Source organism: Pseudoxanthomonas sp. J31 (assembly GCF_000510725.1).
GTDB lineage: Bacteria > Pseudomonadota > Gammaproteobacteria > Xanthomonadales > Xanthomonadaceae > Pseudoxanthomonas.
In genome coordinates this window covers 92318-110944 of record NZ_AZNZ01000004.1, presented here as the reverse complement: position 1 = coordinate 110944, position 18627 = coordinate 92318, and the positions used below count along the sequence as shown (strand labels likewise).

The following is an 18627-nucleotide window of genomic DNA, read 5'->3' as shown; positions in this document are numbered from 1 at the left end:
CCGGAAGGGGCCCGCGCCAGCGCGGGTCCGGCGCTGGCAGCCCGATGGTTCGCGCGTCCACATCCGTCCAGGGACTGACCGATGGTTGCCACCGTCCTCGTAGGCATGCTGTGTGTCTACTCGCTGAGCTTCGCGGTGATGTTCCTGCTCATCGGCCGGCGCCTGGGAAGCGACCGCATGGGCATGGATGCGTTCGCGGCGGGCAATCTCATCCTCGGCGTGGCCTACGTGCTGCAGCTGATGGAGTCGCCCGGATGGGGCTGGATGGGGGTGGTCAACCACTGCTTCACCCTCGGCGCGCTGGTGGCGTACTGCATCGGCGGCGCGCGCTTCTTCGGCAAGCGCGTGCCCCTGCTGCTGCCGCTGTGCGCGGTGGTGCTGGGATATGCCGCGCTGCAGGCGGTGGTGCACTGGGGCCTGGGCGCGGTGGCGCGCTATGCCCTGCTGTCGGCGGTGTGCTCGCTGTGCTTCGCCTTCATGATCGTGGCCCTGCTGCTGGGCCTGCGCAGCTACGCGCGCAACCTGCGCGGCGAGGTGGTGCTGTTCGTGCTGCTGATCGGCGGCATCCTCGTGCTCAACCTGATGAAGCTGGGCAAGCTCGTGGACGGCGGCCTGGAGGCGCTGGACATGGACGCGCGCTTCCAGATGGTCTTCTACATCTACATGTGCTCGCTGGCGACGATCATGCCGCCGTCGTTCGTATGGCTGGTGCTGCGCCGCCTGACCGACCAGTTGCGCGGGATGGCTGCGCGCGATCCGCTGACCCGGCTGCTCAACCGCCGCGGCCTGGCCGAGGCGCTGGAGGCCTGCTTCCAGCGCCCGGGCGCCGATGCGCGGTTGCTGATGATCGACGTGGATCATTTCAAGCGCATCAACGACCGCCACGGCCACCAGGCCGGCGACGCGGTGCTGTGCGCGGTGGCCACGGTGCTGCGCGGTGCCGTGCGCCCGGGCGACCTGGTCTGCCGGATGGGCGGCGAGGAGTTCGCGGTGGTCTGCCCGGGCATCGACGCCAAGGCCGCGTGGAGCCTGGCCGAGCGCATCCGTGGCACGGTCGAGGCCGAGGCCCTGGGCCATGACCCGGCCCATCAAGCCCTGCGCTGCACCGTCACCATCGGCATCTCCGGAAGCTTCGCCAGCACCGCCGCCCTGGAGCAGGCCATGCAGGCCGCCGACGCCGCGCTCTACCGCGGCAAGAAATCCGGCCGCAACCGCATCGAGGCGGCCTGAAGTGCGGCCCGGTCCCGGCATGGGCGGCCTGCACCACCAGCAGGGGCCGGTCGCTCCCGCGCGGCAGCGCTGTTCCATTCCCCGCCGCACGCCAGGAGTAGACTCCGCGCATGACCATCGAATCTCCTGCCGACCTTGAGGGCCTGAAAGTCATCGGCGGCATCGTCGCGCGGGTGCGCGAGGCGATGCTGGCGGCGGCCGTTCCGGGCATGACCACCGCGGAACTGGACGCCATCGGCGAACGCATGCTGGCCGACGCCGGGGCGACGCCGGCGCCACGCGCGGTCTACGGTTTCCCGGGCGCGACCTGCATCAGCGTCAACGAGGAGGCCGCGCATGGCGTGCCGGGCCCGCGCGTGCTGCGCGCCGGCGACGTGCTCAACGTGGACGTTTCGGCCGAGCTGGGTGGCTACTATGCCGACACCGGCGGCACCCGCGTGCTGCCCAAGGCCTCGGCGCGCGATACCAGGCTGTGCCACGCCTCGCGCACTGCGTTGGCGGAGGCGCTGAAGGTCGCCCGCGCCGGGCAGCCGCTGAACCTGATCGGCAAGGCCATCGAGGCCACTGCGCGCCGGTTCGGCTTCCGGGTGATCGAGAACCTGGGCAGCCACGGCGTGGGCCGCAGCCTGCACGAGGAGCCGGACCATATCCCCGGCTACTACGACCCGACCGACGCGCGCGTGCTGGAGGAGGGCATGGTGATCACCATCGAGCCCTTCATCGCCACCCGCACCCGCGTGGTAGAGGAAGCCGGCGATGGCTGGACCTTGCTGGGCGCGCCGGGCAACCGCTCGGCCCAGTACGAGCACACCCTGGTCATCACCCGCGACGCGCCCATCGTCCTGACCCTGCACTGAGCATCCCCGGCCGTTGCCAGCGGCCGCCGTGGTGCCGGATGATCCGACGCCGACAGGGCAGGCGCGGGGCGGGGGGAGTTGCCCCGCCACGGGATTGGTGGTCGCCTGCCCGGGGCCACAAGGGGACGGGCAACACAGGTGTTGAAGCAGCTGTTCTGCGCGCTGTTCGTGCTGCTGGGCGCGGCCTTGCTGGCCGCGGGCCTGCACGGGCTGTCCCACGCCGCGGCCTCGCGCGACTGGCCGGCCGTGGAAGGCGTGGTGCTGGATGCCGGGCTGGACGTCCGCCGCTCCCACACCTTCCTCCCGCGCGTGCACTACCGCTACCAGGTGCGCGGGCAGTCCTACGAGTCCACCCGCCTGTACTTCTCCGGCCTGCCGGTTTCCAGCGACCGCAAGGGCGCCGAAGCCATGCTTGCCGGCCTGGCACCGGGGCGGAAGGTGGCCGTGTTCCACCACCCCGCCCGGCCGGAGCTTGCGGTGCTGCAGCCGGGGATTACCGCGGCCGCCCGCCTGCCCCTGTTCGGCGGGCTGGCGTTCATGGGCTTTGGCCTGCTGTGCCTGTACCTGGAACGGCGCGCGTGGCGCAGGGTGCGCCCGGCCGCGGAGGCCGGCACGTGAGCGTGGCGGAGTACCTGGTGCGCATGTGGCACGGCGCGGCCGCCGGCGACAGGCAGGCGCTGCTGTTCTGGATGTGGATGTACGCCTCGCTGTGCTGCGGCTACGGCGCGTGGTACCTGCTGCGCATCCGCCGCTGGCCCGCGGTGGCCGGCACCCTGCGCATGCTGGAACAGCGCCAGATCGGCGTGGCCCTGCTCCGCGCGGAGCGTACCTACCGCATGAAGGCCGACTATGAGTACGAAGTGGACGGCCGTCGCTACCGTGGCTCGCGGGTGACGGCCTGGCCGCTGGCTGCCTCCGGCGCCCTCCGCGGCCTGCTCGAGCTGCAGCGCCTGGGCGTGCACGCGGACGGCGACCGGGTGCGGGTGCTGCACCACCCGACCCGCCACCACCGCGCCTTCCTGGTGCGTCCGGGGTGGTTCGGGATCGGTTTCCTGCTGGTCCTGGCCCTGCTGCCACCGCTGCTGTACTTCGCCCACTACGGACTGCGCTAGGCGGCGCGCCCGCAATGTCGATCGGGGCGCGCCCGGGACGTCGTACCGGCGACATCCCCGCGCACGGAGCACGCCATGGGCAATCCAGCAGGGGCCACCGGGCCCGCGTCCTACTTCCCCTCGATCGAACGAACCTACGGCAAGCCCATCGCCCACTGGCTGGCGGTGCTGGACCAGACCGCCGGACTGGCGCACATGGACCAGGTAGCCCTGCTCAGGCAGACCCACGGCCTGGGCCACGGCCATGCCAATGCCCTCGTCGCCTGGCACCGCAGCCGGCAGGGGAGGGGCGCATGAAGCTGCTGTACAGCCGCAACCCCAACCCGCGCCTGGCCGTGGCCACCGCGCGCTACCTGCAGGCGCCGGTGCAGTTCGAGTTTGCCGCGCCGCTGGCGCCGGGCCAGGCCGAGCGCTACCGCCCGCTCACCCCGGCGCTGCGCGTCCCGATCCTGGTGTACGACGACGGCAGCAGCCTGTGGGAAACCGACGCCATCGCCTGCCGGCTGGCGCGCGAGGTGCGTTCGCCGTTCTGGCGCACCGGCATGGACGAGCCGGCAATGCTGCAATGGCTCAGCTGGGGCAAGCAGAACTTCGTGCGCGCCTGCGACATGGTCCAGTTCGAGTACGTGACCAAGCAGCGCTACGGCCTGGGACCGGTGGACCGGGGCGAGGTGGCCAAGGGCCTGGCGCTGTTCGCCGAAAGCGCCGCGCTGCTGGAGGAACAGCTGGCCGCGCGGCCCTGGCTGTTGCGCGACGGGATCTCCTATGCGGACTTCCGCATGGCCAGCTTCCTGCCGCACCACCAGATCGCCGGCCTGCCGCTGCATGACTATCCGGCGATCCGCGCCTGGTACGCGCGGATCGAGGCGCTTCCGGCCTGGTCCGATCCCTTCGCCGGACTGGACGCACCGGAGCTGCCGCCGGTACCGCAGGCGGCCTAGCTGCCCGCGGCCACGAGGTGCCGGCGATGGCGGACATGCGGTTCCTGGGGCCTGGCCTGGGCTCGCTGGCGTTCTTCGCCGCCGCTTTCGTCGCGCCGGTGGCGGCGCCGCGCTCAGAGCCGGCCGGCGGCCGGATACAGCTCCCGGTCCTCGCGGCGCAGGCGTTCGTACAGCGCCCGCAGCACGGTGTTGGCGTCGCTGCGGAACGCTTCCGGGTCGGCCTGCAGCCGCGCCGGCACCCGCCAGCGCTCGACGAAACGGCCGAAGGCCTCGGCCAGGCCCTGCATCTCGGCCTGGTAGCGGGAGCTGAGCGCGGCCAGGTCGGCGCGGCCGCTGCGCGCCAGGCGCGGGTACAGCACCTGGTCCTCGGCCGCCAGGTGGAACTTGATCAGGCTGGCGGTGCCGACGATGGCCTGGCTGATGGCACCGGCGTTGCCGGCGATCCCGGCCCGTGACAGCGAGCGCAGGGTCTCGATCTGCTCCAGGATCGTCGCGTGGTCGCGGTGGTAGCGATCCATGTCCATGGCGTGTTGCAGTCCTCGCGTGCATGGGCGGATGCCCACGCGCGCACTGTGGCGGTCGCCGCTTCGTGGTGCCCTGACCTGGGTCAAGCGCGGGCCATGCCGGCCGCAATCCGCAGGGCCTGGGCCACGCATGCACGCCGCGGCGCGTGCGGGCAAATGCAGCAGGACGGAGGCGGAGCAGGCGTCGCAGGATGCGGGGTTCCCGCCGGCGCAGGCATGCGCCTGCGTCGACGACCGGTCCGCCCCGGCCCCAGTCCCGGAGGGGTGAACCAGTGTCCGATTGCATGCCAGGGCATTTGGCGGTACCTGTGTGCGGACACCGGGAGGGAGGGGGATCCATGCGCAACAGGCGCATGTCCAGGTCTTGGTGGTTGCTGCTGGTCGTGCTGCTCGCGCCGCTGGCCCCGCTGGCGCAGGCCCACCCCGGCGGGCTCAACGCCGAGGGCTGCCACCACGACCGCCGCAACGGCAGCTACCACTGCCATCGCGCGCCCGCCGGCAATGCCGCCAGCCAGGCGCAGTCGCTGCAGGCGCCCGCGCGCGCGGCCCCGGCCAATGGCCGTGCCTTCCGCAACTGCGCCGAGGCACGCGCGGCCGGCGCCGCCCCGGTACGCCGCGGCGATCCCGGCTACGGCCCGCACCTGGACCGCGACAACGACGGCATCGGCTGCGAGTAACCGCGCCGCCGCATTGCCTTCCGCCGGAAGCGTGCCGGAAGATGCGGCCGTCTGCGCCGTCCGCGGCAAAGGCGCTGCATGCCGTCGGCTGCCGGCGCGCGCGGGCTGGACGGAACCGTGACCAAGGGGAGGATGCGATGCGGATGACCGGAGCGGCCCTGCTGGGCCTGGTGCTGCTGGGCGGCGTGGCGGGCGAGGCGCTGGCCGCGGGCAAGGGCGCGGATGCGTGCCAGGCGCTGGTGGGCTTCACCGATGCGCGGCTGCGGCTGGAAGTGACCGCGGCCGAGCGCGTGCCCGCGGCGCCCCCGGGCACGGTGCGCGCGCAGCCCTACCTGCCGCCGGTGGCGGTACCGCTGCCGGCGCATTGCAAGGTCTCCGGCCGGATCAACGACCGCACCGGCGCCGATGGCGTCCGCTACGGCATCGGCTTCGAGCTGGCCCTGCCGGAGGGCTGGAACGGGCGCTTCCTGTTCCAGGGCGGCGGCGGGCTCAACGGTTCGATCGCCCCGGCACTGGGCACCACCGCCGCCGGCGACGCGCCTGCGCTGGCACGCGGCTTTGCCGTGGTCTCCACCGACAGCGGGCACAAGGGCGAGGGCTTCGACGCCTCGTTCATGCGCGACCAGCGCGCCGCGCTGGACTTCGCCCATGCCTCGGTCGGCACCACCGCCCAGGCCGCGCTGCTGCTGGTGGAGCGCTACTACGGCAAGGCGCCGCACCATTCGTACATGGCCGGTTGCTCCACCGGTGGCCGCGAGACCATGCTCGCCACCCAGCGCTATCCGGAGCTGTTCGACGGCGTGATCGCGGTGGCCCCGGCCATGCGCACCGGCTTCTCCAACCTGGCCCTGGCGCATGCGCGCAGCAGGTTCATGCAGGCCGCGCCACGCGATGCCCAAGGCAAGCCGCAGCTGGCGCGGACCTATTCGGCCGCGGACAAGGCGCTGGTCCTGAAGGAACTGCTGGCGCAGTGCGACGCCCTGGACGGCCTGGCCGACGGGGTGATCGAGAACGTGCTGGCCTGCCGCTTCGAGCCGAAGCGCCTTCAGTGCAAGGCCGGCAAGCAGGACGGCTGCCTCTCCGCGGCCCAGGTCGCGGTGCTGGAGGAGGCGTTCAAGGCACCGCGCGACGCGGCCGGCGCGCCGCTGTACGTGGACTACCCCTACGACACCGGCATCGTGTACGAGGGCCCGGGCATCCCCGGCTTCCTGCCGGCCGAGGGGCCGGACATCCTCGCCGCGGTGATGCCCCCGGCCGAGGGCTTCGACGCCGATGCCCAGGCCCGCCGGGTGCGCGCCGACGCGGTGCAGATGCTGACCGACACCGACACCTGGACCAACCTCGGCGGCTTCCTCGGCCGCGGCGGCAAGGCCATGTACGTGCATGGCGTCAGCGATCCCTGGTTCTCGGCCTGGGACACGCTGGACTACTTCAGGCGCGCCGAGGCGGCCAACGGCGCCCAGGCCTGGAACGACGCGGCGCGGTTCTACTTCGTACCGGGCATGGGCCATTGCGGCGGCGGCACCGCGCGCGACCAGTTCGACCTGCTGACCCCGCTGGTGGAGTGGGTGGAACAGGGCCGCGCGCCCGGCCGGGTGCTGGCGCGCGGGGCTGCCCTGCCGGGCGAGCGCCCGCTGTGCCCGTACCCGACCCATGCGCATTACCAGGGCGGTGATCCGGCCCACCCGGACAGCTACATCTGCCAGACCGGCGACTGAGGCCGGCACCGGCCTGTTCCCTCCATGCGCGGCCGCCTGGCCGCGCCGCGATGCCGCTGCTGCTCGCCACGCCGTTCTTCGGTCCGGGCGCACCTGGGTGCGCGACCAGGGGCGCGGCCCTGGCGAGGCGTTCGCGCCCACGTTGCGGCGACAGCGGTTGCCCGTGTGTCCGATGGACGCCGCGGCTGCCCGGCGTGCGGGTCGCCAGCCGTACCCGCGCCGGGTTCCATGCCGTGCGGCGTCGGGCGCCGGCGGACCTGCTGTAGGAGCTTCCCCGATGGCCAGGCCGCGGGGATGCCGGGACACTAGGCCGCGCCGGGGGCGTGGGCGGGAGCCGGTCACCAGCCCGGTACGCGGGCGGGCACCGGCCCAGGCCTGCGCGTTCCATACGCACCGTTCAAGTCCGGCGGGCGGCGGCCGTTAACGATTCGGACCTCGCCTGCTGTTTGCGGCGGGGTGCGACTTCCCAGTCCAGCGAGCGGTCCTGATGGTTTCCACTGCATTCCGCACCGACGGTGAAGGCGATCCCGTGAACCCGCCGCGGCGCTATGGCCTGTTGCGGCGGTTCGAGCCGCAGCTGGAGGCCGAGTACCGCCTGTTCCAGGACGCCGCCCTGGTGGCGCGCATCCGCTGGGCACTGGGGGCTGCGGTCGGCGTGCTGCTGGCCTACGCCATCCTCGACCTGTTCGTGGCGCCCCCGCCGATCATGGGCGAGGTGGTGTTCCTGCGCCTGCTGCTGATGGTGGCGCCGCTGGTGCTGCTGCTGGCCGCCTCGTTCCGCGAGGAGTGGCGCGGCATCCTGCACCGCCTGGCCGGCCTGGCCTGCCTGTGTCCTGGTCACCCGCACCCGCGCCCTGGGCATGCCGCTGGACTACGAGGGCGTGCTGCTGGTGCTGATGTACCTGTACGGCTGCGGCGCCATGCGCCTGCACACCGCGATCCTGTGCGGCACCACCACCACCGTGGTGTATCCGCTGGCCGAAGCGGTGGCCGGCCTGCCGGCCGACGAGCTGGCCATGCGCACCGTGTTCACCGTCACCACCAACATCATCGGCATCATCACCGCCTGGGTGCTGGACCAGGAGGGGCGCGGCAACTTCCTGATGGCGCGCCAGCTGCGCGGCATGGCCCACCGCGACTACCTCACCGGCCTGCCCAACCGCCGCGCCTTCGCCGAGCGGATCGACGCGGTGTGGCAGCGCGCCCGCGCCGAGCAGCGGCCGCTGGGCATCGCGCTGATGGACGTGGACTGGTTCAAGGCCTACAACGACCGCTACGGCCATCCGGCCGGCGACCGCGTGCTGCGCGCGGTGGGCCGGGTGCTGGGCGCGCACGCGCGCGGGCCGCTGGACATGGTGGCCCGCCACGGCGGCGAGGAATTCGTCTGCGTCTGGTACGACGCCAGCCTGGCCGACGTGGAAACCACCCTGGCGGCGATCCATGCCGACATCGCGGGCCTGGGCATCGAGCACGAGGGCTCGCACGTGCCCGGCAAGCGGCTGACCCTCAGCATCGGCCTGCACTACCTGTACCCGCAGCCGGGCAGGGCGGTGACCGAGGCGCTGCTGCGCGCCGACCAGGCGCTGTACGAGGCCAAGGCCAGCGGCCGCCACACCACGGTGGTCACCCTGGGCGACCAGGGGCCGGCGCCCCTGCCGGCCGAGGCGGCGCAGCTGGAAGAAGCCACCCTCGGCTGAGCCGCCGCCCCGGGGACGTCGTCCGCACGCGCGGGCATCGGGCCTGCGGGGCAGCCGTGTCCCGGCGCCTCCGCGCCAGGCTGCATCCGCCCCTGGTCCCGGCAACCTGCCGCCGGCACTGCGCAGGAGCTAGCAGGGCCCCTCGCGCGGGAACGAGCCGGCCAGCGCCACCTCCAGCAGCAGCATGAGGATCAGGCCGCGCGCCCCGAACAACAGGCTGCAGATCGCCAGCAGGCCCAGGGCGATGGCCACCAGCTGGCGCCGGCGGCGGACCGCGGCGCGGCCGCCGCGTGCCAGGTAGGCGGCCAGCGCCGCGCCCAGCCCGGACAGCACGCCCAGGAACACGTTGTCGCGGCCGGCGAAATCGGTGAGCGCCGCCAGCCCGGCGACTTCGGGGGCGGCGACCCGCGCCAGCAGCCAGGTGCCGGCGACCGCGGTGGCCGTGCCGGCGCTCCAGGCCCAGCGCGACCAAGCGGGAGAACGGGACCTGCGGTCGGCCCGGGGCCGGTGACCGCCACTGTCGCGGCCACCGCCCGCCGCGGCGCGAGGATCAGCTGTGCACATATCGACCTGTGGGTTGTTTCCCCTGCAGCGCAAGCTTCCCGTGCCACTGGGGGGGCGCGCTATCAGGGAATTCTGACCCCTTCACGGAAGTTCACACTTTCACGGGTCTCACGTCGATGAACCCCCGCTGCGGTGCGCACCCGTGCAGCGCCGGTTTTTCACCGTCGTTTGTCCGCGCCTGCGGAAGGCTGCGGGGACACACACGACGGAGGACCCTCCATGAACACCCGGAAGATGCTTCGCCTGCTGGCCGCCGCGCCGCTGCTGCTGGGAGCCGGCGTGGCCGGCGCGCAGCAGACCTACGGACCGGAGGACGAGGGCCGCCGCTTCAGTGACGGCAGCCGCGTGGTCTGCGAGGAAGTCGAGGTCGCGCAGAACACCAAGGATCCCAACCGCATTGCCGGTACCGCCACCGGTGCGGTGATCGGTGGCCTGCTCGGCAACCAGGTCGGCGGTGGCAAGGGCAAGAAGCTGGCCACGGTCGGCGGCGCGGTCGCCGGTGGCGCCATCGGCCGCAACATCCAGGGCAACAACCAGGAACGGCGCGGCCAGCGCCAGGTCGAGACCCGCTGCGAGCGCGTCTGGCGCTGATCCCCACACAGGAGCCGGAAATGGCCAGTCCCGAGGAACTCGAACGCAAATTCTGGAAGGCGCTGAAGTCGGACATGACCGTGATGCTGGGCGTGGACGGCATGGAGGACGGCCACACCCGGCCGATGACCGCGCAGCTGGAGCACGAAGGCCATGGTCCGATCTGGTTCTTCACCTCCACCGACAACGCCCTGGTGCGCGAACTGTCCGGCCCGCGCCGGGCCACGGCCGCGTTCGTGGCCAAGGACCACGACCTGTTCGCCAGCATCGGCGGGCAGCTGGCGGTGGATACCGACCGCGCGGTGGTGGAGCGGCTGTGGAACCCGTTCGTCGCCGCCTGGTATGAGGGCAAGGCCGATCCGAAGCTGGCCCTGCTGCGCCTGGACCCGGACCAGGGCGAGGTCTGGCTCAACGAGAACAGCCTGTTTGCCGGGGTGAAGATGCTGATGGGCATCGACCCCAAGCAGGACTACAAGGACAAGGTCGCGCGGGTCGACCTCGGCTGAGGCAGGCCGGCCGGAAAGGGGGCGGCGGAGGCGCGCCCGGCGCGCCTCCGCTGTTGTCCGGCGATGCTGCCCTGCAAGGCCCGGCGCGCCCGGGCCTTGCCGTTGCGGCGCTCAGCGCCGCGTGTATCCGTCGTCCGGGAACAACCGCTCGGCGCCGTGCCAGGCGTCCCACACCGCGTCGCGGGCGTCCTCCCAGTCCAGGCGCGAACTGCCGCGCGCGCTTTCCCAGCCGCGCTCCAGTTCCTGCTCCAGTTCCGCGTCCCAGACCCGCCCGCGCAGGTTGCTGCGGGCGTAGGTACCGTAGCGGTAGGCCGGCCGGTAGTCCTCGTAGTCGTAGTCGCTGAGGTAGTAGTCGGCCGCCTCGTACTGGTCGGCGTAGTAACCGTCGGTCGCCTCGTAGGCGCGGTAGGTGCGGTCCGAGCGCTCGAACGCGTCGCGCACCGCGTCGCGTGCCTGCTCCCAGGTCAGGCGCGAGCCGCCCCGGGCCTGCTCCCAGCCGGAGCGGGCGCGTGCCTCCAGCGAGGCGTCCCAGCGCTGGCCGGCACCGGACTGCTCGCGCACGTCCAGGCCGTAGCGGTAGGCCGGGGCGTAGTCGCTGTCGTAGTCGAAGCCCGGGTCGTTGTAGGGGCGGTTGGCGTACTCGGTGCGCCAGTATTCGGCCTCGGCAGTGGGATCCAGGCGTTCGGCCACGTTCTTGCCGGCGGCGGCGCCGGCAAGCGCGCCGACCGCGCCGCCGACCAGCGTGCCGATCGGTCCCAGCAGCGAGCCGACCGCGGCGCCGGCGACGGCGCCGCCGGTGCCACCCACGCCCACGCCCACCGGATGGGAACCGGGCGCGCCGGTGATCGGATCACGGTTGAGGTCACGGGGTTCTTTGCTCATGGGCTCACCTCCAGGAGACGGCCCTTGGCGGGCCGGGGAAAACCCGCACCCTTGCAACGGCACCGTTCAACGGCCGTGTGCCGGGTGTCAGCCGCGGATGAAGGCGCGGCCTCGCGAGGGCAAGTCTAGAATGGCCGACCCCACGTTTTGCAAGGAGTTCCCATGGCCACCTACCTGATCACCGGCGCCAACCGCGGCATTGGCCTGTCGCTGGCGCAGCAGCTGCGCGCACGCGGCGAAACCGTCATCGGCGTGTGCCGCCAGGCCAGTGATGCGCTGCGCGCCAGCGGGGCGGAGGTCATCGACGGCGTCGACGTTTCCGATGCGCAGGCCGTGGCCACGCTGCCGGAGCGGCTGCAGGGCCGGCGCATCGACGTGCTGGTGCTCAACGCCGGCATCTTCAGCAACGAGACCCTGGAGGCGCTGGACGCGGACGCGTTCGCGCGCATCCAGCGCCAGTTCGAGGTCAACAGCCTCGGTCCGCTGCGCGTGGCCGCGGCGCTGCAGGCGCAGCTGGCCGACGGCGGCAAGATCGGCATCATCACCAGCCGCATGGGCTCGGTGGAGGACAACGGTTCCGGCGCCTACTACGGCTACCGCGCTTCCAAGGCGGCGGTGAACGCGATCGGCAAGTCGCTGGCGGTGGACCTGGCTCCGCGCCGGATCGCGGTGTTCCTGCTGCACCCGGGCCGGGTCGGCACCGACATGCTTGGTGGCCAGGGCGACATCGGTCCGGACGAGGCGGCAGCCAACCTGATCGCGCGCCTGGATGGCCTGACCCTGGCCGAGACCGGCAGCTTCTGGCACGCCAACGGCACGCCGCTGCCCTGGTAAGCCGCTTCCTCCCGGCAGGCGGGCGGTCCTGCCTGCCGGGAGCATGCCGATGCGGCGGCCAGGCCACCGTGCCGGGCATTCGCAGGTACGTGCGATATCCCTCATCCGGCACGGCGGATCCACTGGCCTGGAAAGGCGATGGTGCCGGGCTCCGGCCGCAGGAGCCCGGACTGCCGCATGGCCGGCGTCAGCCCCCAAACCCCGGACTGGCCTGGGCCGCGCGTGGCGGCTCGGATTCCTCGCCGTCGAAGGTGGCGGCGGTATCGGGCGTGCCGCCCAGGCCGACGACGTCGGAGCTGGCGCGGGCTTCGTCGCCGCCGTCGATATCCTCGCGGCGGGGATCGCCATGCGGCGGCGTGGCGCCGGCATCGTCCGCCACGGCGTGGTTGGAACCGCCGTCGGACTTGTGCCGCTGCCAGGCGCGGTAGGCGACGACGCCAAGCGCGGCAACCGCCGCGGTGCGCAGGATTCCCATGGTCTTGCTCCTCAGTGTTCGCGGGGAAGGAGATCCGAGGTTGGAGGTTGCGCGGTTAGGCGGACGTGACCCGGCGGTGCAGGCGCCGTCATCCGCGTGCGGATGAATGCCGGCCGCAACGCGGCGCCGATTCCACGGGCGTTTCATGCAGCGCGGCGCAGCATCCGGACGGACATATCCCGATCCGGAGCGCACCATGAACAAGCCACCCGGCACCCACGACGAACGCCAGTCCGCCTACCGCGGCAAGGGCCCCGACACCGATCCGTCCGGCCACGGCCGCGAGGATCCGTCCGCGCCGCTGCCCGCGGAGGGCTCAGGCGAAGGCTGGTACCCCCGCGGGCACGGCAAGGGCGGATCGCTGGGCGAGGGCGAGCCGGAAGGCCGGCCGCGCCGCGATGGCAGCACCCAGCCGGACTTCGGCCAGCACGACGCGCTGGAACAGGCCGCCGGGCGCGACCGCGACGACGACTGAGCCGCGTCCATGTCCATGGCGCCGCCAGCCGTCCCGCCGCTGCCCGGGTTGGGCGTGCTGACCACCAACATCCACATGGGCCTGGACATGCTGCAGCGACGCTTCGTGCTGCCGCGGCTGCGCGAGGCGATCCGCGCGCTGGGTGCCGACCTGGTGTTCCTGCAGGAAGTGCAGGGCGACCACCGCGAACGCGCCCGGCGCTGGCGGCAGTGGCCGGACGTGCCGCACTACGAATACCTGGCCGACACCCTGTGGCCGCAGTTCGCCTACGGCCGCAACGCGGTCTACCCGCACGGCCACCATGGCAACGCGCTGCTGTCGCGGCTGCCGATCGTGCGCCACGCCAACCACGACGTATCCGTGGCCGGCCACGAGAACCGCGGGCTGCTGCATTGCGAGCTGGAACTGCCCGGCCACCCGCAGCACCTGCACGCGGTCTGCGTGCACCTGGGCCTGCGCGAGGCCCATCGCCGCCGCCAGGTCGGCCTGCTGCGCGAGGTGCTGCGCGCCGAAGTGCCGGTGGATGCCCCGGTGGTGGTGGCCGGCGACTTCAACGACTGGCGTGCCGCCGCCCACCGCCAGGTGCTGGACTGCGGCCTGGTGGAGGTCTTCGAGCAGCGCCGCGGCCGGCTGGCGCGCAGCTTCCCCGCGTTGTGGCCGCTGCTGCCGCTGGACCGCATCTACGTGCGTGGCCTGCAGGTGCACGAGGTGGCGATGCCGCGCGGTGCGCCCTGGTCGCGGCTGTCCGACCACCTGCCGCTGTACGCGCGCGTTTCCGGCGAGGTGGCGGCATGAGTGGCGGGCTTTCGTGCTGGCAACCGGGCAATGCGGTGCGCCTGCTGGAGAACGGCGAGGGCTACTATGCGCGCGCGTTCGCCGCGATCGAGGCCGCGCGGAGCGAGATCCTGCTGGAGACCTTCATCCTGTTCGAGGACGAGGTCGGCCAGGCGCTGCATGCGCGCCTGGTGGACGCGGCGCGGCGCGGCGTGCGGGTGTCGGTGCTGGTGGACGGTTACGGCTCGCCGGGTTTCTCCGCCGCCTTCGTCGCCGCGCTGGCCGAAGCCGGCGTGGTCCTGCGCAGCTACGACCCGGGACCGCAGCCGCTGGGCATCCGCCTCAACGTGTTCCGCCGCATGCACCGCAAGCTGCTGGTGGTCGACGGCACGGTCGCCTTCGTCGGCGGCATCAACTATTCGGCCGACCACCTGCTGCATACCGGCCCTGACTCCAAGCAGGACTACGCGGTGGAAGTGCGTGGGCCGGTGGTCGCGGAGATCCACCGCTTCGTGGCCGCGCAGGCCGGCGAAGCACCCGCGCCCGCCACCACGCCGGCGGCGCCCGCCGGCGAGGCAGGGGCGGCCTTCGTCGTGCGCGACAACGACCGCCACCGCACCGACATCGAGCAGGCCTACCGCGCGGCGTTCCGCGCCGCGCGCAAGCGCATCCTGCTGGCCAATGCCTATTTCTTCCCCGGCTACGGCTTCCTGCACGACCTGGCCGCCGCCGCGCGCCGCGGCGTGGACGTGCGGCTGATCCTGCAGGGCCAGCCGGATACCCCTGCGGCGCCGCTGGCCGCGCGCACCCTGTACCGCCAGCTGCTGCGCGACGGGGTGCGCATCCACGAGTACTGCACCCGTCCGTTCCACGGCAAGGTCGCGGTGGTGGACGACGACTGGGCCACGGTCGGCTCCAGCAACCTGGATCCGCTGAGCCTGTCGCTCAACCTCGAGGCCAACCTGGTGGTGCGCGACCGCGACTTCGCCGGCACCCTGGCGGCCTCCCTGCAGCGGCTGTGGGAGCACCACTGCGAAGCGGTGACGCTGGCCGACCTCGCCCGCCGCCCGCGCTGGCGGGTGCCGCAGCCGCTGCTGTACCACGTGCTGCGCCATTTCCCGCGCTGGGCCGGGTTGCTGCCGGCGCACACCCCGTGGGTGGAGACCCTGGCCGCGCCCGGGCGCGCGAAGGAGGACGCAACGGCCCGCCGCTGGCTGGCGGCGCTGCGGCGATGAGCGCGCGCCGGCGCCTGCTGCTGCGGCTGCTCACCCTCGCGGTCCTGGGCGTGGTCGCGGTGCTGCTGCTGCGGCTGGCGCGCCAGACCGACTGGGCCGCGGTGGCCGCTGCCCTGCGCGGCTACGGCGCGGGCACGTTGGCCACCGCGCTGGCGCTGGTGGCGGCCAGCTATGCCCTGTACTGCGGCTACGAACTGCTGGCGCGGCGCCAGGTCGGGCATCGCGTCGGCACGCGGCGCACCGTCGGCATCGCCCTGGTCAGCTACGCCTTCAGCCTCAATTTCGGGGCGCTGGTCGGCGGTGGTGGCATGCGCCTGCGCCTGTACCGCGGTGCCGGCCTGGCGGGCGGCCCGATCGCGCGGGTGGCGCTGTACGCGGTCACCACCAACTGGATCGGCTACTGCCTGCTGGCGGGGATGGTGCTGGCCAGTGCGCGCCTGCCGCTGCCGGGCGGCGTGGCGCCCGAAGCGGCCTGGCGGATACTGGGCGCGGCCATGCTGCTGCTGGTTGCGGCCTACCTGTTTGCCTGTGCGCGCTGGCCGGGCCGCCCGTTGCGGGTGCGCGGCCATGGCCTGCCCCTGCCCACCTTGCGCATCGCGGGCTGGCAGCTGCTGCTGTCCACCCTGAACTGGGCACTGATTGGTGCGCTGATGTTCGTGCTGCTACCCGATGGCGTGGCCTATCCGCGGGTGCTGGCGGTGGTGCTGCTCGCAGCGGTGGCCGGAGCCCTGCTGCATACCCCGGCCGGGCTTGGCGCCTGGGAATCGGCCTTCCTGCTGGCCCTGGGCGGGGAACTGGGACGACCGGCAATCATCGCCGCCCTGCTGGCCTGGCGCGGGCTCTACTACGTACTGCCCCTGGCCATTGCCCTGGTGCTCTACGCGACACTGGAAGCACGGCGTCCTCCGCGCACGGCTCCGCGCGCCGGCTGAGCCGGCAACCACCTCCCGCCCCAGCACCCCGGTCCCGAATCCCGATCCCGAACCTTATCCGCGTGGCGCCTCCGGCGGCGCGGCGTCCTCGCCACCTTCGCAGGGTTCGCCTTCCGGCGCTCCGGCGACCAGGCCGGCCTGCACCAGCATGCATTGCAGGCGCCGGGTGATGTAGGCCTCGTGCTCGGGCGGGGCATTGCGGGTGAGCGGCGCGGAAGCCTCGGCGAAGCGGTCCAGCGCAGCGGCCTCGTCGCCCTGGGCCTTGAGCTCCGGAATCAGCTTTTCCAGCCGTTGCAGCTCGGCGTCGATGGCGGACCTGTTTTCCATGGCTGCATCTTCGGCCGCGCCCCGTCACGGTGGTGTCAGTTTGCGGCACGTGGCGCAGGCGCCGGCAGCGACGGGTTAACGGGAACCATGCCAGTTTCTTGCCGGCAGGTTAATCAGCGCCGGCGGAGCATCGCAGGTTCCATCCCAGCCCAGGAGAGTGCCATGCGTATCGGCGACGTCATGAGCCGCGATGTGTGCGTCGTATCGCCCGCCACCACGCTGCGCGAAGCCGCGCGCGAGATGGCCCGGCGTGATGTCGGCTGCCTGCCGGTGGGCGAGGACGACCGCCTGGTCGGCATCGTCACCGACCGCGACATCGTCCTGCGCGGCATCGGCGAGGGCTTGGACCCGGACAGCAGCGTGCGCGAGGTGATGACCGCTGGAGTGAAGTACTGCTTCGACGACGAGGACGTCGACGAAGTCGCGGCCAACATGGCCGGGCTGGAGAAGCGGCGCCTGCCGGTACTCAACCGCGACATGCGCCTGGTCGGCATCGTCTCGCTGGCCAATTTCGCCTACAGCCACGACCAGCAGGCCTCGCAGGAACTGCTGCGCGGCGTGGCGCGTCCGCACTGAAACGGGAGAGTCCCATGCAGCACGAGCGGATCCTCGCCGCGGCCCTGGTGGCCACGCTGTGCCTGTGCGCCTGCGATCGCGATGCCGGACCCGGGACTACCCAGGGCGGCACCCTGCAGGACAGCCCCACGGACACCGCCGCCGCGGCAGGCAATGCCGCCGACCCGCCCATGGCCGACACCCCCGGCACCGGTGCGCCGACCGGCATGGATACCGGCGGCAATGCGATGGACGACGGCGGTACGGCCGGGGCCGCGTCCCCCGCCGCAGCGGGCGCTGGAGCCGGTGCAGGCACGGAGGCCGGCCAGTCCGCGCTGGACCGCTACCCGGCCGCGCAGCGCGCCTGCGTGGAGGAAGTGGCCCGCGTCTCCGGCACCCCGGCCGCCGAGCTGGTCGTCACCGGCACCGCGCGCACCCAGGCCGGCGTGGAGGTGAGGGTCCAGCGCCAGGAACTGCGCAGCGCCTGGACCTGCCAGACCGATGCCCAGGGCGGAACCGTGCTCGGCGTGCAGGACGGCCGCGCTTCCTGAATCCGCAACACGCAACGGCAAGGCGCGGCTTGATCCGGATCAAGGCCATGCCCGCGGCGCGGGCCGAGAATGCCTCCACCCTAGGGAAGGAGGCAGTGCCATGTACACGCATATCCTGGTTCCGACCGATGGTTCGCCGCTGTCCGACAGCGCGCTGGAACAGGCGCTCAGGCTGGCGAAGAGGCTGGGCGCACGGATCACGGTGCTGACCGTGATCGAGCCGTTCCAGGTGGTGGCCTACGAGCCCGAGCAGGTGGCCGCCACCCGCGATGCCTACGAGAAGTACGCGCGCGAGGAAGCCGACCGGCGCATGGCGCGCGCCACCGAGCTGGCCAAGGCCGCCGGCGTCGAACACGACGCCGTTTCGCTGAGCGCCGACGACCCGCACGAGGCCATCATCCAGACCGCACGCGAGCGCGGCTGCGACCTGGTGGCGATGGCTTCCCATGGCCGCCGCGGCATCAAGGCGCTGGTGCTGGGCAGCGTCACCGCCAAGGTGCTGACCCATTCCGACATTCCGGTGCTGGTGTACCGCCCGCCGGTGCAGTGACCTGCAGCGGCACGCCGCCCCGGTTTTCTCCACCCCTCGGCCGGGGCGGCGTGCCAACCTCCGGATTTCGCGCGCCCCGGTGGCGCGCGCTTTTTTTCCGATGATCCGTTCGCTCTACCTTGCCGGCCCCGACGTGTTCCGCCCCGATGCCGCCGAGCGCGGGCGGCAGCTGAAGGCGCTGTGCGCGCGCCACGGCTTCGAGGGACTGTTCCCGCTGGACCAGGAAGTGCCGGCGGAGATCACCGATCCGGCGGCGCAAGCGGCCTGGATCTACCGCAACAACATCGCCCTGATCGGGCGCGTCGACGCGGTGCTGGCCAACCTGGACTTCTTCCGCGGCCCGGAACCGGACAGCGGCACCTGCTTCGAGGTCGGCTACGCGGTGGCCAGGGGCAAGCCGGTTTACGACTACATCCCCGAGCACGGCAGCCTGGCCCAGCGCATCCGCCTGCGCCATCCGCAGGCGATCGGTGCCGACGGCCTGCTCGACGCGCATGGCTGGAACATCGAGGAGTTCGGCCTGCCACTGAACCTGATGCTCTCGGTGCCGGCGCCGCTGGTGGTCGGCGATGCGGAGGCGGCCCTGGCCTGGCTGGCCGCGCACCTGCGTGGCGGCTGAG

At 72.6% G+C, this 18627-nt stretch carries 26 protein-coding genes; 20 read left to right on the top strand and 6 right to left on the bottom strand.

The window, feature by feature from the left end; all coding sequences use genetic code 11:
* Positions 1-81 precede the first annotated feature (81 nt).
* The 6 genes from PSEJ31_RS0107890 (at position 82) to PSEJ31_RS0107865 (ending at position 4140) form a co-directional block, all read left to right on the top strand.
* Positions 82-1230 carry a GGDEF domain-containing protein gene (locus tag PSEJ31_RS0107890; RefSeq protein WP_026010618.1) on the top strand — a complete coding sequence of 383 codons (1149 nt, stop codon included), beginning with the start codon at positions 82-84 and terminating at the stop codon, positions 1228-1230.
* 110 nt (positions 1231-1340) lie between these two features.
* Positions 1341-2087 (top strand): type I methionyl aminopeptidase, encoded by a 747-nt coding sequence (map, locus tag PSEJ31_RS0107885; protein ID WP_028915145.1) that lies wholly within the window; start codon positions 1341-1343, stop codon positions 2085-2087.
* A 141-nt stretch (positions 2088-2228) separates the two neighbouring features.
* Positions 2229-2705: a DUF3592 domain-containing protein gene (locus tag PSEJ31_RS16325; protein ID WP_051403691.1), complete on the top strand. Its 477-nt coding sequence runs from the start codon at positions 2229-2231 to the stop codon at positions 2703-2705.
* Positions 2702-3199 carry a DUF3592 domain-containing protein gene (locus tag PSEJ31_RS0107875; RefSeq protein WP_125108905.1) on the top strand — a complete coding sequence of 166 codons (498 nt, stop codon included), beginning with the start codon at positions 2702-2704 and terminating at the stop codon, positions 3197-3199. Before PSEJ31_RS16325 ends, PSEJ31_RS0107875 begins: the two co-directional genes overlap by 4 nt.
* Before the next feature lie 75 nt (positions 3200-3274).
* The gene (locus tag PSEJ31_RS0107870; protein WP_019399062.1) at positions 3275-3496 is read left to right on the top strand and encodes a DUF4287 domain-containing protein; all 222 of its coding nucleotides are present in this window, start codon (positions 3275-3277) and stop codon (positions 3494-3496) included.
* Positions 3493-4140 carry a glutathione S-transferase family protein gene (locus tag PSEJ31_RS0107865; protein WP_019399063.1) on the top strand — a complete coding sequence of 216 codons (648 nt, stop codon included), beginning with the start codon at positions 3493-3495 and terminating at the stop codon, positions 4138-4140. Before PSEJ31_RS0107870 ends, PSEJ31_RS0107865 begins: the two co-directional genes overlap by 4 nt.
* A 113-nt stretch (positions 4141-4253) precedes the next feature.
* On the opposite strand, the gene PSEJ31_RS0107860 is transcribed toward PSEJ31_RS0107865, so the two are convergent.
* Positions 4254-4664 carry a hemerythrin domain-containing protein gene (locus PSEJ31_RS0107860; RefSeq protein WP_019399064.1) on the bottom strand — a complete coding sequence of 137 codons (411 nt, stop codon included), beginning with the start codon at positions 4662-4664 and terminating at the stop codon, positions 4254-4256.
* Positions 4665-5017: 353 nt separating this feature from the next.
* Between PSEJ31_RS0107860 and PSEJ31_RS0107850 the strand changes: the two genes are divergently transcribed.
* Together PSEJ31_RS0107850 and PSEJ31_RS0107845 are read left to right on the top strand one after the other, a co-directional pair.
* Positions 5018-5341, top strand: coding sequence for an excalibur calcium-binding domain-containing protein (locus PSEJ31_RS0107850; RefSeq protein ID WP_156924935.1), 324 nt, complete (start codon positions 5018-5020; stop codon positions 5339-5341).
* A gap of 143 nt (positions 5342-5484) precedes the next feature.
* Positions 5485-7059: a tannase/feruloyl esterase family alpha/beta hydrolase gene (locus PSEJ31_RS0107845; RefSeq protein WP_028915143.1), complete on the top strand. Its 1575-nt coding sequence runs from the start codon at positions 5485-5487 to the stop codon at positions 7057-7059.
* Positions 7060-7456: 397 nt separating this feature from the next.
* On the opposite strand, the gene PSEJ31_RS0107840 is transcribed toward PSEJ31_RS0107845, so the two are convergent.
* Positions 7457-7900: a hypothetical protein gene (locus PSEJ31_RS0107840; RefSeq protein ID WP_147208097.1), complete on the bottom strand. Its 444-nt coding sequence runs from the start codon at positions 7898-7900 to the stop codon at positions 7457-7459.
* Between the two features lie 19 nt (positions 7901-7919).
* Between PSEJ31_RS0107840 and PSEJ31_RS0107835 the strand changes: the two genes are divergently transcribed.
* Positions 7920-8756 (top strand): GGDEF domain-containing protein, encoded by an 837-nt coding sequence (locus PSEJ31_RS0107835; RefSeq protein ID WP_019399068.1) that lies wholly within the window; start codon positions 7920-7922, stop codon positions 8754-8756.
* Between the two features lie 129 nt (positions 8757-8885).
* Here the strand turns inward: PSEJ31_RS0107835 and PSEJ31_RS16900 are convergent, their stop codons facing one another.
* Positions 8886-9320 carry a hypothetical protein gene (locus PSEJ31_RS16900; RefSeq protein WP_125077285.1) on the bottom strand — a complete coding sequence of 145 codons (435 nt, stop codon included), beginning with the start codon at positions 9318-9320 and terminating at the stop codon, positions 8886-8888.
* A gap of 219 nt (positions 9321-9539) precedes the next feature.
* On the opposite strand from PSEJ31_RS16900, the gene PSEJ31_RS0107825 reads away from it, so the two are divergent.
* Positions 9540-9911 (top strand): glycine zipper 2TM domain-containing protein, encoded by a 372-nt coding sequence (locus tag PSEJ31_RS0107825; RefSeq protein ID WP_019399070.1) that lies wholly within the window; start codon positions 9540-9542, stop codon positions 9909-9911.
* A 20-nt stretch (positions 9912-9931) separates the two neighbouring features.
* Positions 9932-10417, top strand: a complete 486-nt coding sequence (locus PSEJ31_RS0107820; protein WP_028915141.1) for a pyridoxamine 5'-phosphate oxidase family protein — start codon at positions 9932-9934, stop codon at positions 10415-10417.
* A 111-nt stretch (positions 10418-10528) separates the two neighbouring features.
* On the opposite strand, the gene PSEJ31_RS15840 is transcribed toward PSEJ31_RS0107820, so the two are convergent.
* Positions 10529-11299, bottom strand: coding sequence for a glycine zipper domain-containing protein (locus tag PSEJ31_RS15840; protein WP_037034799.1), 771 nt, complete (start codon positions 11297-11299; stop codon positions 10529-10531).
* A gap of 162 nt (positions 11300-11461) precedes the next feature.
* On the opposite strand from PSEJ31_RS15840, the gene PSEJ31_RS0107810 reads away from it, so the two are divergent.
* Positions 11462-12133 (top strand): SDR family oxidoreductase, encoded by a 672-nt coding sequence (locus PSEJ31_RS0107810; protein ID WP_028915140.1) that lies wholly within the window; start codon positions 11462-11464, stop codon positions 12131-12133.
* 187 nt (positions 12134-12320) lie between these two features.
* Here PSEJ31_RS0107810 and PSEJ31_RS0107805 read toward each other — a convergent pair whose 3' ends face one another.
* On the bottom strand, positions 12321-12608 hold the full coding sequence (locus PSEJ31_RS0107805) for a hypothetical protein (protein WP_028915139.1): 288 nt from the start codon (positions 12606-12608) through the stop codon (positions 12321-12323).
* Positions 12609-12804: 196 nt separating this feature from the next.
* On the opposite strand from PSEJ31_RS0107805, the gene PSEJ31_RS0107800 reads away from it, so the two are divergent.
* The 4 genes from PSEJ31_RS0107800 to PSEJ31_RS0107785 are packed head-to-tail and all read left to right on the top strand — an operon-like array spanning position 12805 to position 16024.
* Positions 12805-13083 (top strand): hypothetical protein, encoded by a 279-nt coding sequence (locus PSEJ31_RS0107800; protein WP_028915138.1) that lies wholly within the window; start codon positions 12805-12807, stop codon positions 13081-13083.
* A 9-nt stretch (positions 13084-13092) separates the two neighbouring features.
* Positions 13093-13878 (top strand): endonuclease/exonuclease/phosphatase family protein, encoded by a 786-nt coding sequence (locus tag PSEJ31_RS0107795; RefSeq protein ID WP_232211001.1) that lies wholly within the window; start codon positions 13093-13095, stop codon positions 13876-13878.
* Entirely contained in the window at positions 13875-15092 is a 1218-nt protein-coding gene (gene clsB, locus PSEJ31_RS0107790; RefSeq protein WP_037034797.1) for a cardiolipin synthase ClsB, read from the top strand. The genes PSEJ31_RS0107795 and clsB overlap by 4 nt, the downstream gene beginning before the upstream one ends.
* Positions 15089-16024: a YbhN family protein gene (locus tag PSEJ31_RS0107785; protein WP_028915135.1), complete on the top strand. Its 936-nt coding sequence runs from the start codon at positions 15089-15091 to the stop codon at positions 16022-16024. Before clsB ends, PSEJ31_RS0107785 begins: the two co-directional genes overlap by 4 nt.
* Before the next feature lie 54 nt (positions 16025-16078).
* Here PSEJ31_RS0107785 and PSEJ31_RS0107780 read toward each other — a convergent pair whose 3' ends face one another.
* Positions 16079-16351: a hypothetical protein gene (locus PSEJ31_RS0107780; protein ID WP_019399079.1), complete on the bottom strand. Its 273-nt coding sequence runs from the start codon at positions 16349-16351 to the stop codon at positions 16079-16081.
* Positions 16352-16513: 162 nt separating this feature from the next.
* On the opposite strand from PSEJ31_RS0107780, the gene PSEJ31_RS0107775 reads away from it, so the two are divergent.
* The 4 genes from PSEJ31_RS0107775 to PSEJ31_RS0107760 all read left to right on the top strand — a co-directional run bounded on the left by PSEJ31_RS0107775 (position 16514) and on the right by PSEJ31_RS0107760 (position 18626).
* Complete coding sequence (locus PSEJ31_RS0107775; RefSeq protein ID WP_028915134.1) at positions 16514-16927, top strand: CBS domain-containing protein; 414 nt, start codon at positions 16514-16516, stop codon at positions 16925-16927.
* A 14-nt stretch (positions 16928-16941) separates the two neighbouring features.
* Entirely contained in the window at positions 16942-17457 is a 516-nt protein-coding gene (locus PSEJ31_RS0107770; protein ID WP_019399081.1) for a hypothetical protein, read from the top strand.
* Between the two features lie 100 nt (positions 17458-17557).
* Entirely contained in the window at positions 17558-18007 is a 450-nt protein-coding gene (locus tag PSEJ31_RS0107765) for a universal stress protein (protein WP_028915133.1), read from the top strand.
* Positions 18008-18107: 100 nt separating this feature from the next.
* Positions 18108-18626 carry a nucleoside 2-deoxyribosyltransferase gene (locus tag PSEJ31_RS0107760; RefSeq protein WP_028915132.1) on the top strand — a complete coding sequence of 173 codons (519 nt, stop codon included), beginning with the start codon at positions 18108-18110 and terminating at the stop codon, positions 18624-18626.
* The last annotated feature ends 1 nt before the right edge of the window (position 18627 follow it).

What these genes read in the sequence shown, in the direction of transcription:
- PSEJ31_RS0107890 (WP_026010618.1), top strand. Translation starts at nt 82, where the DNA reads ATGGTTGCCACCGTCCTCGTAGGCATGCTGTGTGTCTACTCGCTGAGC.
- map (WP_028915145.1), top strand. Translation starts at nt 1,341, where the DNA reads ATGACCATCGAATCTCCTGCCGACCTTGAGGGCCTGAAAGTCATCGGC.
- PSEJ31_RS0107870 (WP_019399062.1), top strand. Translation starts at nt 3,275, where the DNA reads ATGGGCAATCCAGCAGGGGCCACCGGGCCCGCGTCCTACTTCCCCTCG.
- PSEJ31_RS0107865 (WP_019399063.1), top strand. Translation starts at nt 3,493, where the DNA reads ATGAAGCTGCTGTACAGCCGCAACCCCAACCCGCGCCTGGCCGTGGCC.
- PSEJ31_RS0107860 (WP_019399064.1), bottom strand. Translation starts at nt 4,664, where the DNA reads ATGGACATGGATCGCTACCACCGCGACCACGCGACGATCCTGGAGCAG.
- PSEJ31_RS0107850 (WP_156924935.1), top strand. Translation starts at nt 5,018, where the DNA reads ATGTCCAGGTCTTGGTGGTTGCTGCTGGTCGTGCTGCTCGCGCCGCTG.
- PSEJ31_RS0107845 (WP_028915143.1), top strand. Translation starts at nt 5,485, where the DNA reads ATGACCGGAGCGGCCCTGCTGGGCCTGGTGCTGCTGGGCGGCGTGGCG.
- PSEJ31_RS0107835 (WP_019399068.1), top strand. Translation starts at nt 7,920, where the DNA reads ATGCCGCTGGACTACGAGGGCGTGCTGCTGGTGCTGATGTACCTGTAC.
- PSEJ31_RS16900 (WP_125077285.1), bottom strand. Translation starts at nt 9,320, where the DNA reads ATGTGCACAGCTGATCCTCGCGCCGCGGCGGGCGGTGGCCGCGACAGT.
- PSEJ31_RS0107825 (WP_019399070.1), top strand. Translation starts at nt 9,540, where the DNA reads ATGAACACCCGGAAGATGCTTCGCCTGCTGGCCGCCGCGCCGCTGCTG.
- PSEJ31_RS0107820 (WP_028915141.1), top strand. Translation starts at nt 9,932, where the DNA reads ATGGCCAGTCCCGAGGAACTCGAACGCAAATTCTGGAAGGCGCTGAAG.
- PSEJ31_RS15840 (WP_037034799.1), bottom strand. Translation starts at nt 11,299, where the DNA reads ATGAGCAAAGAACCCCGTGACCTCAACCGTGATCCGATCACCGGCGCG.
- PSEJ31_RS0107810 (WP_028915140.1), top strand. Translation starts at nt 11,462, where the DNA reads ATGGCCACCTACCTGATCACCGGCGCCAACCGCGGCATTGGCCTGTCG.
- PSEJ31_RS0107805 (WP_028915139.1), bottom strand. Translation starts at nt 12,608, where the DNA reads ATGGGAATCCTGCGCACCGCGGCGGTTGCCGCGCTTGGCGTCGTCGCC.
- PSEJ31_RS0107800 (WP_028915138.1), top strand. Translation starts at nt 12,805, where the DNA reads ATGAACAAGCCACCCGGCACCCACGACGAACGCCAGTCCGCCTACCGC.
- PSEJ31_RS0107795 (WP_232211001.1), top strand. Translation starts at nt 13,093, where the DNA reads ATGTCCATGGCGCCGCCAGCCGTCCCGCCGCTGCCCGGGTTGGGCGTG.
- clsB (WP_037034797.1), top strand. Translation starts at nt 13,875, where the DNA reads ATGAGTGGCGGGCTTTCGTGCTGGCAACCGGGCAATGCGGTGCGCCTG.
- PSEJ31_RS0107785 (WP_028915135.1), top strand. Translation starts at nt 15,089, where the DNA reads ATGAGCGCGCGCCGGCGCCTGCTGCTGCGGCTGCTCACCCTCGCGGTC.
- PSEJ31_RS0107780 (WP_019399079.1), bottom strand. Translation starts at nt 16,351, where the DNA reads ATGGAAAACAGGTCCGCCATCGACGCCGAGCTGCAACGGCTGGAAAAG.
- PSEJ31_RS0107775 (WP_028915134.1), top strand. Translation starts at nt 16,514, where the DNA reads ATGCGTATCGGCGACGTCATGAGCCGCGATGTGTGCGTCGTATCGCCC.
- PSEJ31_RS0107770 (WP_019399081.1), top strand. Translation starts at nt 16,942, where the DNA reads ATGCAGCACGAGCGGATCCTCGCCGCGGCCCTGGTGGCCACGCTGTGC.
- PSEJ31_RS0107765 (WP_028915133.1), top strand. Translation starts at nt 17,558, where the DNA reads ATGTACACGCATATCCTGGTTCCGACCGATGGTTCGCCGCTGTCCGAC.
- PSEJ31_RS0107760 (WP_028915132.1), top strand. Translation starts at nt 18,108, where the DNA reads ATGATCCGTTCGCTCTACCTTGCCGGCCCCGACGTGTTCCGCCCCGAT.